The sequence below is a fragment of the Coleofasciculus sp. FACHB-542 genome, from assembly GCF_014695825.1.
In the GTDB taxonomy this organism is placed as follows: domain Bacteria; phylum Cyanobacteriota; class Cyanobacteriia; order Cyanobacteriales; family FACHB-T130; genus FACHB-T130.
Genome location: NZ_JACJPB010000052.1, coordinates 31,358 through 44,338, shown reverse-complemented (window position 1 = coordinate 44,338; position 12,981 = coordinate 31,358). Strand labels below are relative to the sequence as shown.

The following is a 12,981-nucleotide window of genomic DNA, read 5'->3' as shown; positions in this document are numbered from 1 at the left end:
ATGAAGGCATCATGACAACTCAAAATGTAACCATTCCAGCCTTTTCAGGCGGCAGTTTTAACGCCTATCTATCAGCACCCGATACTCAGCCTCGTGCAGGGATTGTGCTGATTCAAGAAATTCTTGGGGTCAATCCGAATATGCGACAGACTGCCGATGATTATGCTAAGGCAGGCTATTTGGTACTGGTGCCGGATCTGTATTGGCGACTGGAACCCGATGTGCAACTCGATCCTGGCAAGGAGGAGCATTGGGCTAAAGCCTTTGAGCTACTTCGAGCATTTGATGTGGATAGCGGCGTAGAAGACCTCAAGGCCAGTCTATCTTTTCTGCGGCAGTATCCCAGCAGCACAGGCAAGGTCGGCAGTGTGGGCTTTTGTTTGGGCGGCAAACTGGCATATTTCATGGCAACACGCACCGATGCGGATGCCAACGTCAGTTACTACGGTGTTGAGATTGACAAGAATTTAGCCGAGGCGACAAAGATTCAGAAACCGCTGATATTGCATATAGGTGGAAATGATGAGTATGTGTCCCCAAGCGCTCAAACAACCATTCAGCAAGGACTGAAAGACAACCCTCTGGTCACAATCTATCGCTATGAAGGAGTGAGTCACGGGTTTAGCCGCATGAATAGTTCCGCTTATCGCCAAGAAGCCGCAGAATTAGCACGCGATCGCACGTTGGCATTTTTAAAACAGCATTTAGGGTAGCGGGACTTAAACGCAAAGCGATTGAGATTTGGCGCACAAACAGCTATCAACTTCAACAAGTGTGAGGTAAAAGATGACAAAAGTTTTAATCGTTTACGCAACTGATTACGGCAATACCCAGAAGATGGCAGAAGCGGTAGCATCTGGTGTGACATCAGTTCCAGGTACTGAAGTGGCGGTAAAGTTTGTTGAGGATGTTACTGAAGATGATGTAATCGCCAGTGATGGTTTACTGAAGAGAGGCTGGAAGCTGCCAAGTATCATGGTGCGAATGTAACACGAGTGGCTGCTGCCTTAGCAGGCAAAGAATTGTTTGCCAAGTAAAAAACTCAGGACTAGCCCTCAGTAGGAAATAATGTCGCCTCAGAAACAATGTTGATGGGACAAGGATTGTAGATAACAATCCTTGTCCCATCAACAAACCCTGCTAAGTTAACTAGCTTGACAGTGCTACTTCAACAGATTGTTTACTGCCAATCAGTAGCTTAGCTAATTTTTCCTTAAGAGCCTCTGCTGATTCTACTGCTGGCATCATCCTAAGCATGAACTGCCAGGGTGGTTATAACATCAATATTTGGCAGAAACATACTTCTGGTGAACTACTCTATCGTGCAACTAATCCCAACGGGAATTTAAGTTTGGGCAGAGGAACTAGCCAAAGGACAGAAGGCGTTTGAGTGTATAAGTTTCGGAATAGAAACTATGAATATTGGGTGTGGGATGGTACGTTAGATAATCCGCAGGCTGGAACTTTAGAGGTGTATAAAAACAACCGGATCTTGATGCAGCGAGCTTGTAGGAAAAGTTGAATCCTAAGAGAGGGTGTTATTCTCTAATGCTCGAATTGCGAACACTATGAGCGAATGATTCAGCCGTTTTTTATCTGAAAATCAGAAGTTGGCAGTCGGATTCCGGTATTTTTGCTTACCTTGGGATGCACTTGCTTCGTCCATACTTTACACCCCATTTACATCTACCGAAAGAGTTCAATCAGGGGATTTTCTCAAGATGATTCACTCGTTCCTGGCTGAGTGGAAAAGCCTGAAGGATATCAAGCCGGAGCGATAGTGAAATACTAGGGCAATGTCTTTATCGCTCACTGGGCTTCAAAACTAAAGGAGGGAGATCCCAATGAGAACGGCTGTCGATTACATGATAGCTTTACGATCTCATGTCTAGTCCTGCCGTTGCACACGCCAGAATCATTAGACCTCATGATTCATGCAGGAGATATAAATATACCGCCAGGTAGAAATATAAGGTTTTCCGACATTTTTAGTGGATGAAACTCTGATTGGTATCTTAAGCTACGAATACAGGGAGCGATGTATGGGGACTTAATAATAAGGATTATTAAGTTTATAAGAATTGATGAAGCTGCTTCTGGTTGAATGTTGGCGACGGTAGGGAAGAATTTTAAAATTATCCCTCCATTTATATACCTAAATTTATAACTACCGAGGTATATTTTTTTCCGCCATATATGCATCGCGCTTCTATTCCCATGCATAGGCGGCAACTACACCTGATTTCATACGGTTGTGCCCACTGCGATCGCTATCAGGGTGGAGATACATTGTTAATTAAGCAAGTACATAAAAGTTTATGCATGGGGAAATGCCACTTCACCCATCGCCTAAACAGCTCGGTAGAGGAAAGTTGCTATGTTTCAACATTTCACAGACAAAGCCGTTAGGGTAATTATGCTATCCCAGGAAGAAGCACGTCGCCTGGGACACAACCTCGTGGGCACCGAGCAACTCCTTTTAGGATTAATTGCAGAAGGCACGGGTGTGGCGGCTAAAGTTCTGATCGATCAAGGCATCACCCTCCAAGCATGCCGGATTGAGGTAGAAAAAATTATTGGTCGGGGGTCTCGCTTTGTACCCTCTGAAATTCCCTTCACCCCTAAGGTGAAGCGTGTTTTCGAGCAAGCCTTTCTGGAAGCAAAGGCTTTCGGACATAACTATGTAGGCCCGGAACACCTGCTGCTGGGGTTAATTCAAGAAGGGGAAGGGGTTGCCGCCAAAGTGCTGCAAAACCTGAACGCTAACCCCGATAACCTCCGTACCGCCGTGATTCGGATGCTGGGAGATGTCACAGCCGTCTCTGCTGGCAGTGGAGAAGAGCGTTCGACATCCGGACGTGGCGATCGCAAAACCGCAACGTTAGATGAGTTCGGCACGAATCTGACCGCACTCGCCGCACAAGGCAAGCTCGATCCGGTCGTCGGTCGCGCCAAAGAAATCGAACGCGCCATCCAGATTTTAGCTCGCCGCACCAAGAGCAACCCAGTGTTGATTGGAGAGCCAGGGGTTGGTAAAACTGCGATCGCGGAAGGTTTAGCTCAGCGGATTGTGAATAAAGACGTTCCTGGCTTTTTGGAAGATAAGCAGGTGATCGGTCTGGATATGGGTTCGCTGATCGCGGGTACCAAATTCCGAGGCGAATTTGAAGAACGCCTCAAGAAAATTGTGGATGAAGTTCGGACATCGGGGAACGTCATTCTGGTCATTGACGAAGTGCATACGCTGATTGGTACGGGGTCAACCGAAGGTGGCATGGATGCCGCGAATATCCTCAAGCCAGCATTAGCGCGAGGCGAGTTGCAGTGCATGGGAATGACCACCCTGGACGAATACCGCAAGCATATTGAGCGAGATGCTGCCTTAGAACGTCGCTTCCAGCCGATTATGGTAGGCGCACCCAGCGTCAGTGAAACCATCGAAATTTTATTTGGTCTGCGCGATCGCTACGAGCAGCACCATAAAGTTAAAATCTCTGATGTTGCTCTAGTTGCAGCCGCCAGCTTGAGCGATCGCTACATCTCAGACCGTTACTTGCCGGATAAGGCAATTGACCTGATTGATGAAGCGGGTTCTCGCGTCCATTTGAGAAACAGCAAGTCTTCTGGGACTGGGCAACTGAAGCGCGAACTGCGTGAAGTGACCAAAGAGAAAGAAGCGGTTGTGAAGGCTCAAGACTTTGATAAAGCGGGACAACTGCGCGATCGCGAGTTGGAACTTGAGGCACAATTGAAGGCGATCGCTGACAACAAAAAGGCAGAAGTCATTAACCCTGAAGATTCCCCAGTGGTTAACGAAGAAGACATCGCTCAAATCGTTGCTTCTTGGACTGGAGTTCCTGTCAGCAAACTCACCGAATCCGAATCGGAGTTACTGCTGCACTTAGAAGATACCTTGCACCAGCGTCTCATCGGTCAAGAGGAAGCCGTCACTGCCGCCTCTAAGGCGATTCGCCGCGCCCGCGTTGGTTTAAAAGACCCCAACCGACCTATTGCCAGCTTTATCTTCTCTGGGCCGACCGGAGTTGGTAAGACGGAACTTGCGAAGTCTTTGGCTGCTTATTTCTTCGGTTCCGAAGAAGCGATGATCCGCCTGGATATGTCGGAATTCATGGAAAGCCACACGGTTTCAAAGCTGATTGGTTCGCCTCCTGGATACGTGGGATACGACGAAGGCGGTCAGTTAACCGAAGCGGTGCGTCGCAAGCCTTACACGGTGGTACTATTCGACGAAATCGAAAAAGCTCACCCCGATGTGTTCAATATGATGCTGCAACTCTTGGATGACGGTCGCCTGACCGATGCTCAAGGTCGCACAGTAGACTTCAAGAACACCTTGATTATCATGACTTCCAACGTCGGTTCTAAAGTCATTGAGAAAGGCGGCGGCGGTCTAGGCTTCGAGGTTACTGACAATCAAGCTGAAGCGCAATACAACCACGTTCGCGCTTTGGTGAATGAAGAACTCAAGCAATACTTCCGTCCTGAGTTTCTCAATCGTCTCGACGAAATCATTGTCTTCCGTCAATTGACGAAGGACGAAGTGAAGCAAATTTCTGTAATCATGCTGCGCGAAATTGCCGAACGCTTGACCGAACAGGGAATTACGCTGGAAGTCAGCGATCGCTTCAAAGACCGTGTCGTAACCGAAGGCTATAGTCCTGCTTACGGTGCAAGACCGCTGCGTCGGGCGATTATGCGACTCCTGGAAGACAACTTGGCTGAAGCCATGCTATCTGGCACCATTCAAGATGGAGACACAGCCATCATTGATGTTGACGATGACGGTCAGATTCAGGTAGTCAAATCCGAACAGCGTGAGTTACTTCCGGTCGCCTAAGAGCATAAGTTCCTCAATTCATTAGCTAAGATTTAGCACTTTCATCCCCTGGCATTTCTGCCAGGGGATTTTTTTTGCAACCGTCCATTTCTGCTCAAAAAAGGCTGCTGGCGAGATGGAGCAATTAGAGCTAAAAATTTAAAATCCACAGAGGTTGGCGAGTCACAAGCGGGAGTTTCCGCGTCCTTGCGTCGTGGCGTTTAAGGAAACCAATCCAACTCTTATAAATATTTGTTGGGTTGAACGATGGTATGGGTTGCTGATAAGCGATACTTTCGGTGGGCTTCGTCAACGCATTCCCATGATGCACAGATGGGAATCCATGCAAAAATATACCTGGTGTTTTAGGCGATCGCGTTCTGGAAAATCTAAGCAAAAAGGAATTTTTATGATTTCTGATTCAATTTTCTATACCTACATGGATAGCCCTCTGGGACGTATCTTAATCGCGCAAAACTCAGTTGGGCTAGTGGCAATAGACTTTCAAGAAGGACTGGCTGCAAAGTCTCCAGAAGCCACTTGGCATTTCCAAAAGAAGCTAGACGGTGACGCCGTTGATCAACTTCAGGCATATTTCAATGGCGAATTGTATCAATTCACGCTACCACTTGCCCCCATAGGTACAGTGTTTCAACAGCAGGTTTGGAAAGCACTCCAGTCGATTCCTTACGGTCAAACGATATCTTATGGAGAACTAGCGAGAAAAATAGGATTGCCAACAGCAGCGCGTGCTGTGGGAGCAGCCAACGGTAAAAATCCTCTGTGTATTATTGTGCCTTGTCATCGTGTCATCGGCAGCAACGGTACACTTACAGGTTTTAGAGGTGGAGTCCGTCTTAAAGAAGGTTTACTGGAACTTGAGCGCAGACATAGCGCAAAATCTAGTCGGCAATTAACAATGGCTTTAAGCAACAGTTAAAGACGCGATCGCATTTTTTTCTGTTTCTGGAAGACGTTTTTTGATGCTGTCTTTGATGATGCAATCGCTCAAGTGCGAATCAGCATATTATTGACGGCTGCTTCATCGGGTAATGGGAAAATGAAGCGATCTCGCATATTGTAAATGCTGCCTTAATGGTTCTACTAACTGTTTGAGTAGCATGGTGATGCAATTTTCCGCCTCAATGCGATCACGAATCATCATCCCCTTGCTTCCAAAGTCGATGTCTTTGACGCGCAGCCGCAATCTCTCGCCACGGCGCATTCCTGTACCGTAGAGCAAACTGCTACCTACTCCTAAGCTTGGGCACTTCTTCAAAACTTTGTACTACAAAGTGTAATATTAACTAGAATAGTACATTTAGACTGCAATAAGTGTCTGAACAATGAAACCCCCTGAGCCTGCACAGTGCTATTGCTGTGAACGAACAGCAACAACAAAAGATCACATTCCTCCCAAATGCTTCTTCCCTGAGAAGAAATACTTGCCTAGCAATAGCCCTAACTATAGAAGCCATCTAATAACTGTACCTTCATGTTCAGAACATAATAATTCCAGATCCAGTGATGATGAATATGCAGCAGCAGTGATCGTTATGAACTCCAAGAGTGATCTTGCATTTACCATTTTTAAGTCAAAATGGGTTCAAACCCTGCTTAGGTGCGAAGGTGTCTTAGGAAAGAGAATCTTTTCCACTGCTAGAAGCGCAAGAGTTATTTCTGAAAATAACGGCTTACTTATCCCTTACGAGACTTTAGCTATTTCATATGAGATGCGGCGTATTGAGCGTGTAATTGAATCGATTGCTCGTGCTCTTTACTATCGTGAGTCAGGCTATCAAGAGAAGTGGCTTAATAGCTGCATTATCAAAAGTCCCAACCTCTTAAATAGGAACTTGAGCAACTCACAAGATGCCTACGTTTTGAATCATATCAATCAAGGCTTTATTCATGGAGAAAAACACCAAGAATTAGGATTAACTAAAAAAGGGTCTTGTCCAGACGTGTTCTACTACCAATTCTTAAAATCTGAAGATAAAAATTTCATCATCAGGATGGTCTTTTATGACGACTTTACATTTCTAGTTTTCTTGAAAGAGAAAGAAACTACGCCCAGTCCTATAATTCTCGCGATCTAACATATCGTTAGAGCCAAGCGCCGGGAGGCTATCTGTTGCAAGCAAGAGGTTATCTGCTATCGCTAAAATTCACCGTTATGAATCGCCATAATTGAGATAATTTGCTCATTCTACGGGTGTATGTCTTGCCTCGCTAAGGGCATCGGCACCAGGATTGACGACAAATAAGAAGCTGAATTATGCTCAAAACCGAATTGAAAATTTTAGAAAGTTGCCTGTAAGACAATACTGCAATGATTTTTGGCTGGAAGTGCTGCAAGTGGCTTTGGGGCAGAATGCTTGTCGAGCATTTGCTTCGTCGCTATACTGTAGATACGTACTTGAATAAGGGCAGAGTATAGAGAGCGGTTTCGCTAGATGGAGATTCAGACTATGGCTGCGACTGTTGCAAAGTGGGGAAACAGTCTTGCTGTTCGGATTCCACAGAATTTAGCCAAGGAGATCCAGTTAGCTGAAGGGGCTGAGATAGATATTAGTGTGGTAGATGGAACTCTAGTTATCAAGCCCAGAAATCGAAAGCGTTACTCGCTTGATGAGCTTATTGAGGGAATTACACCGGAGAATCTTCACACTGAAATTGATAGTGGAATCGCTGTAGGGAATGAAGTTTGGTAGCACAAGCAAATCTGTATATTCCAAGCCGAGGAGATATCGTTTACTTGGACTTCGATCCGACAAAGGGGCACGAACAGAGGGGTCATAGACCAGCTTTTGTAATCTCGCCTCTTGTTTATAACGAGAAAAGCTCCCTGGCTTTGTTCATGCCTATCACAAAACAACAAAAAGGATATCCTTTTGAAGTTCTCTTGCCATCTGGATTGAAGATTCAGGGGGTTATTCTTGCAGATCAGATTAAGTGTTTAGACTGGAAAGCTCGTGGTGTTCAATTTGTCGAGTCTGTGCCAGAAAGTCTGATTGAGGAAGTACAAGCAAAAATTGAGCCACTTTTGCTATAACTAATCAATAAATAGCTTGACAAATTGAAATCTCTGGCCCCAGTCAGAGTTTAGATTCAACTACTTAATCAAACAAGCCATCTACCTTTTGACGAAAGGCAATCAAGGCATGATTGCTCGAAAACTCCTTTAGGTCTTCTAACAATTGGTCTGATATCTCTTTTGACACAATGGTTTTGACTTCAATGTTGGTGTTATAGCCAGCGATATCTCCCATACGTTTACCGTGACTACCAGCGCCCTTGGCGGGAATAATGGTGTAGCCAGAAGCACCTATTGTGCTGAGCAGCTTAACTAGGCGATCTTGCAATACCGATTCGCAAATGATCGTGACGAGATAGCCCTGGCTGTGAGAAATGGTCATAAAAATTTTAGGAACAGTTGTGTCCCCATTATTTCATAGAGCAGTTGCAGGCTACGGGAAGGCATCTGAAAATCTGCTTAAAGACTGAGATCCCAGCGCTACGATTGAAATAGTTAGAGGATGTTTGAGAAGCTAGTTTTCTAGGGAAAAAACTCTCAGCGATCGCACATCCATACAATCGTGCGAGAGAAGTTTTGATGAGTTACGCTGATTTCAAGCCCCTCTAGATAGTATTTAGCTCAAGATAAATTCCGAGGGAGAAAACGCATTCCAGGCTGACAGATGAGTGGCGCTGCATTCAAGAGGAAGCTGTATGGACGCAGAAATTAAACCAGAAGACGCAACCAAAGCAACCAGCAATACTCCAGAAATGGGTGGCGGTTTGCCCGTCGTGCAATATTGGGCAGAGCATACCCTATCACCCGAAGGGCCAAAACTCTGGCAAACGTTGTTGCATAAAAGTGCTTGCTTGTCCTGTGCTTGGGGAACGGGGGGACAAAAAGGCGGCTTCGCAAACGAGTTGGGGGAAACGATGCAACGCTGCGCGAAAAGCGTAGAGGCAATTTCCGCCGAGTTGCAACCAGCCGTATCGACGCATTTTTTCGAGCGCCACAGTATCGCCGAACTCCAGCAGTTGACTTCTTTAGAAGCGGATCGCCTCGGTCGTCTCAGTTTTCCGGTCATTCTGCGCGAGGGAAAATCTCATTACGAGCGGATTTCTTGGGATGAGATTTACGAGATTGGCGAAGCTGGTTTTCGCAAGTCGCCGGAACGAATCGCCTCTTATAGTTCTGGGAGATCGTCGAATGAAGCGGCTTATCTGTTGCAACTGATGATGCGATCGCTGGGGTCGAATCATTTGGCAGATTGCTTCGATTTGTGCCACGTCCCCTCGACAGTGGGACTGAAGCAGATGTTTGGCTCTGGCACGTCAATGGTGAGTCTGGATAGCCTGAAAAAGGCAGAATGCGTGGTGCTGATCGGGTCGAATGCACCTGCTAACCATCCGCGCTTGATGAACGAACTGATCGAGTTGCGCGATCGCGGTGGCAAAATTATTGTGGTTAATCCAGTTATTGAAGTGGGGTTGGTCAAGTTTGCTTCCCCAGCATTTCCCCTCAAGTCGCTATTTACCGGATCGGAGATTTCCTCACTTTATCTGCAACCGATTCCCGGTAGCGATGTGGCGCTATTTATCGGCATCCAAAAAGCGCTAATTGAACGCAACTTAATTCAAACAGATTATCTTTGCGCCCATGCTGAGGGTTGGGAAGCGGTTGTCGATTATGCTAACTCTATTTCGTGGGATGCGATCGCGCAAACTTGCGGTGTTTCCCAACAGGAGATCGAAATCGCCGCCGAACTAATCGCCTCTTCAAAAGGTGTAGTGTTTGCCTGGGCGATGGGTGCAACGCAGCAAGAAAACGGCGTGGATAACATCTATGCGATCGCTAACACTGCTCTGCTGACGGGGAATGCTGGCAAAGACGGCGGCGGTACGATGCCGATCCGGGGACACTCTAACGTCCAAGGTTTTGGCTCGATGGGAGTCACAGTCCAGCTCAAAAAAGAGATTCAAGAAGCACTAGAGAAATTGCTAGGGCGATCGCTCAACCGCAACCCTGGATATCGCGCCCGCGACTTAATTGATGCGGCTGATGCAGGCAAAGTAGACACGTTGATTTGCCTGGGTGGGAATCTGTATGCGGCGAACCCTGACTTAAATCAAGCAAAGCGAGCTTTAGGCAATATTGAAACGATTATTTACCTCGCCACTAAACCGAATCTAGGACACTTTCACGGTTTAGCCCAGAAAAATACTATCATCATTCCCGTATTTAATCGCTTTGAAAATCCGCACCAAACTACTACGGAATCAGGCAACAACTTTGTGCGGCTGAATGATGTTGGAAAAACCCATCTCAAGGATGCAGATTTGATTTCGGAGGTAGAATTTCTCACGCAATTAGCCCATCGCATTCTTGGCAGCAACCCGGTTGATTGGCGCAAACTGCAAGATACTAAATATGTCCGCCAACTGATTGCCAAAACGATTCCTGGCTTTGAGCAGATGGCGACAATTGATGAAACCAAGGAAGAATTCACCATCGCCGGACGCATTTTCAAGGAACCAAAATTTGCTACACCGTCGGGTAAAGCGAATATGTTTCTCACGCCATTACCAGAATTGCATTTACCGGAAGCAAAAGAGTTTGGAGTCCCGGAATCTAGGCAAAGCATTGTATTAGCATTGATGACGGGACGCAGCTACTCGCAACATAACACGGTAGTTTATAAACAAGGCGACAAGTATCGCGGAATGCCGCACCGAAATTGCATTTTAATGAACCCCTTGGATGCAGAAGAAGCAGGATGGCAAGAGCATCAACGAGTCACGGTGCAGGGTGATGCAGGCAAGTTAGAGAATGTTGAAATTATCTTTGGTGCTGTGCGTCAAGGAGCAGCAATGATGTTCTATCCCGAAGTTAATGTAATCTTTAAAGCGCGTATAGATAAGCGGTCTGGGATACCTGCGTTTAAGCGAGTTCCGGTTGTAGTTTACACCTGATAGCGGGAGAGCGATCGCTAATGCAAATCAACATATCATCGACGGCTGACTGCTCAGTGAGATCGCTACTCAAGCCTTAACCGTTCATCAAGTTTCCTCAAATATCTGATGCTAAGATATTCCTATGCGGTTTGAGTGGGATGAAAACAAAGCGGCAAGCAATCTCTCAAAGCACGGAGTTTCCTTTGAAGAAGCCAAAACTGTTTTCGACGATCAACTCTATGTTGACTTCTACGATCCAGACCACTCTGATGACGAAGAGCGTTACCTTATTGTTGGAGAGTCCAATCAAGGACGCTTATTAATTGTCTCTTATACGGAAAGAGGAGACTCGATTCGTCTCATTAGCGCAAGAGTTGTTACCCGCTCCGAGCGAGAAGTCTATGAAGAGGGTTGAGCCCGAAATGGAAGATGAGATGCGATCGGAATATGACTTAAAAAGTCTACGAGTCAGAAAGTTAGGTTCCCAAAGAAAGAGTTTTGGCGAGACAATCGTTCGCTTAGAACCCGATGTCGCAGAGATGTTTCCCAATGCCAATGCAGTCAATGAAGCTCTACGGTTTCTAATAAAAGTTATGCAGGAAAACCAGCCTCCTGCTGCCATAACCCAGCCTAAAACTGCTTTGGAGCAGACAGACAAAAGCCCTTAACGCGAATTAGTGCGATCGCTAAGGCGAATTAGCATAGAATTGAAGAATTAACGCCCAATAACAATAATCAAAAATAAATTAAAGTTTCAAAATTTTACTAAAAAAAATGACACATCCAGATCCTAGACACAAATTAATTTCCGAATTAAAATCAACTGCTCAAGAGTTTCGAGAGCAATCAATAGAATTTCAGGGATTGGAACGGGAATTTGCATTAAATCAAGACAAACTATTTAATGAATATAAGCGGTCATCATCCATCAGGCACCCAGGAGATAAAGGTGCTGTTCGAGAAGAAATATTACGAGAATTTTTGTCTGAAAAAGGATATCTTCCCTTAAAGTATGGTGTTTCAAAGTCAAGTGTTCGGGTTGTTTCTCAAACTGGACATCAAACTGAGCAAATTGATATAGCAATTTATGACTCTTTCAACAGCCCAAAATTAGTTAGCTATTCAAGTCTGTCATTTTTAGCAATTGAGGCTGTTTACGGTGTAATACAAGTTAAGTCAAAATTGAGTAGCAAGGACGATGTAAATAAGGGATTAAAGAATATAGCTTCATTTAAGAAGCTTAAAGGGGCTGAGGAAAGATTTGGCATTTTATTTGCATATGAGTGCAGCTTACAATGGACAACCTTAGCAAAAACCATAGAAGAATTTATGATAGAAAATCCTTCGTCAATTTGGCCAAATTTTGTTGTTGTTCTGAACCAAGGGTTAATAATACCTTGTGAAGAAGGCTTGGTGCCAAATGGATTAAGATATCACTATTTCAGGAACAGTGATATCAAAAATATTTCTAAGCCAAAAGCTACAGGTATTCCTAATATAGGCAATACCCTTCTAATTTTTTACCTTTACTTAATGGAATTACTAGAAGTTGCCAACGTCAAAACAGTAGATTTATATCAATATGTAAGACTACCATTTACGTCAAGCGAAAGAGCGTATTGTTTTACTTATGGGGAGGTTGAAGAAATTGGAGATTGCCCAAAACACGGTCGCTATTTTCGTAAGATATCTCATGAAGCAATTAACACAATTATAGAGGTATGTTTTAAATCAAAACCGACGGATTTATCTACAATTTTCAATATTGCTATGGCTTCTGATGATACTACATCTTCTGAAGATGTGCCTCAATCAAATCAAGTTTATATTTACAATCCTGAAAATTTGTCTTTAAAGGATATATTATTCTTACCTGGATTTAGTAGTTGGCAATTTTATTCTCTAACAATAGATGGTAAACAGTGCATAATACCTAAATATTATAGTTTTAGAGATAAACTTATCCATGAATGTCCAAAATGTAACTATCCAGCGACTTTGTAGTTAAAGTGAGGGTTATACATTGTTAGCCATACAGGGATCTATGAGGAGTATTCCTGGCAGGGTAATTATGCAAAAGCAGATAATACGCGATTACCCATTAACGATATATCTTCATTGCCACTTGTCAAGCAGTTGGGATTAGAAACTGGCAAGCGATCGCAATTACGCCT

At 44.8% G+C, this 12,981-nt stretch carries 13 protein-coding genes; 11 read left to right on the top strand and 2 right to left on the bottom strand.

Annotated elements, in window-relative coordinates; translation table 11 throughout:
• Positions 1-11: 11 nt before the first annotated feature.
• The 4 genes from H6F52_RS21355 (at position 12) to H6F52_RS21340 (ending at position 5,777) form a co-directional block, all read left to right on the top strand.
• The gene (locus tag H6F52_RS21355; protein WP_190416111.1) at positions 12-713 is read left to right on the top strand and encodes a dienelactone hydrolase family protein; all 702 of its coding nucleotides are present in this window, start codon (positions 12-14) and stop codon (positions 711-713) included.
• Positions 714-786: 73 nt separating this feature from the next.
• Positions 787-990: a flavodoxin domain-containing protein gene (locus H6F52_RS21350; protein ID WP_190416112.1), complete on the top strand. Its 204-nt coding sequence runs from the start codon at positions 787-789 to the stop codon at positions 988-990.
• Positions 991-2,377: 1,387 nt separating this feature from the next.
• On the top strand, positions 2,378-4,858 hold the full coding sequence (locus H6F52_RS21345; RefSeq protein ID WP_190536681.1) for an ATP-dependent Clp protease ATP-binding subunit: 2,481 nt from the start codon (positions 2,378-2,380) through the stop codon (positions 4,856-4,858).
• 388 nt (positions 4,859-5,246) lie between these two features.
• The gene (locus H6F52_RS21340; RefSeq protein WP_347276244.1) at positions 5,247-5,777 is read left to right on the top strand and encodes a methylated-DNA--[protein]-cysteine S-methyltransferase; all 531 of its coding nucleotides are present in this window, start codon (positions 5,247-5,249) and stop codon (positions 5,775-5,777) included.
• Between the two features lie 102 nt (positions 5,778-5,879).
• Here the strand turns inward: H6F52_RS21340 and H6F52_RS21335 are convergent, their stop codons facing one another.
• Positions 5,880-6,116 (bottom strand): tyrosine-type recombinase/integrase, encoded by a 237-nt coding sequence (locus H6F52_RS21335; protein WP_190434905.1) that lies wholly within the window; start codon positions 6,114-6,116, stop codon positions 5,880-5,882.
• Positions 6,117-6,183: 67 nt separating this feature from the next.
• On the opposite strand from H6F52_RS21335, the gene H6F52_RS21330 reads away from it, so the two are divergent.
• The 3 genes from H6F52_RS21330 to mazF all read left to right on the top strand — a co-directional run bounded on the left by H6F52_RS21330 (position 6,184) and on the right by mazF (position 7,892).
• Positions 6,184-6,936 carry a hypothetical protein gene (locus H6F52_RS21330; RefSeq protein ID WP_190536680.1) on the top strand — a complete coding sequence of 251 codons (753 nt, stop codon included), beginning with the start codon at positions 6,184-6,186 and terminating at the stop codon, positions 6,934-6,936.
• A gap of 372 nt (positions 6,937-7,308) precedes the next feature.
• Complete coding sequence (locus H6F52_RS21325; protein ID WP_190439501.1) at positions 7,309-7,551, top strand: AbrB/MazE/SpoVT family DNA-binding domain-containing protein; 243 nt, start codon at positions 7,309-7,311, stop codon at positions 7,549-7,551.
• Positions 7,545-7,892, top strand: a complete 348-nt coding sequence (gene mazF, locus H6F52_RS21320) for an endoribonuclease MazF (RefSeq protein ID WP_190439508.1) — start codon at positions 7,545-7,547, stop codon at positions 7,890-7,892. The genes H6F52_RS21325 and mazF overlap by 7 nt, the downstream gene beginning before the upstream one ends.
• A 64-nt stretch (positions 7,893-7,956) precedes the next feature.
• Here the strand turns inward: mazF and H6F52_RS21315 are convergent, their stop codons facing one another.
• Entirely contained in the window at positions 7,957-8,256 is a 300-nt protein-coding gene (locus H6F52_RS21315; RefSeq protein ID WP_190525450.1) for a hypothetical protein, read from the bottom strand.
• Between the two features lie 313 nt (positions 8,257-8,569).
• Here H6F52_RS21315 and H6F52_RS21310 point away from each other — a divergent pair, with 313 nt between their 5' ends.
• The 4 genes from H6F52_RS21310 to H6F52_RS21295 all read left to right on the top strand — a co-directional run bounded on the left by H6F52_RS21310 (position 8,570) and on the right by H6F52_RS21295 (position 12,811).
• Positions 8,570-10,825 carry an FdhF/YdeP family oxidoreductase gene (locus H6F52_RS21310; RefSeq protein WP_190536679.1) on the top strand — a complete coding sequence of 752 codons (2,256 nt, stop codon included), beginning with the start codon at positions 8,570-8,572 and terminating at the stop codon, positions 10,823-10,825.
• A gap of 124 nt (positions 10,826-10,949) precedes the next feature.
• The gene (locus H6F52_RS21305; RefSeq protein WP_190439515.1) at positions 10,950-11,222 is read left to right on the top strand and encodes a BrnT family toxin; all 273 of its coding nucleotides are present in this window, start codon (positions 10,950-10,952) and stop codon (positions 11,220-11,222) included.
• The gene (locus tag H6F52_RS21300) at positions 11,209-11,475 is read left to right on the top strand and encodes a hypothetical protein (RefSeq protein ID WP_190439518.1); all 267 of its coding nucleotides are present in this window, start codon (positions 11,209-11,211) and stop codon (positions 11,473-11,475) included. The genes H6F52_RS21305 and H6F52_RS21300 overlap by 14 nt, the downstream gene beginning before the upstream one ends.
• Before the next feature lie 106 nt (positions 11,476-11,581).
• Entirely contained in the window at positions 11,582-12,811 is a 1,230-nt protein-coding gene (locus tag H6F52_RS21295; protein ID WP_190439521.1) for a DUF6602 domain-containing protein, read from the top strand.
• Positions 12,812-12,981 lie beyond the last annotated feature (170 nt).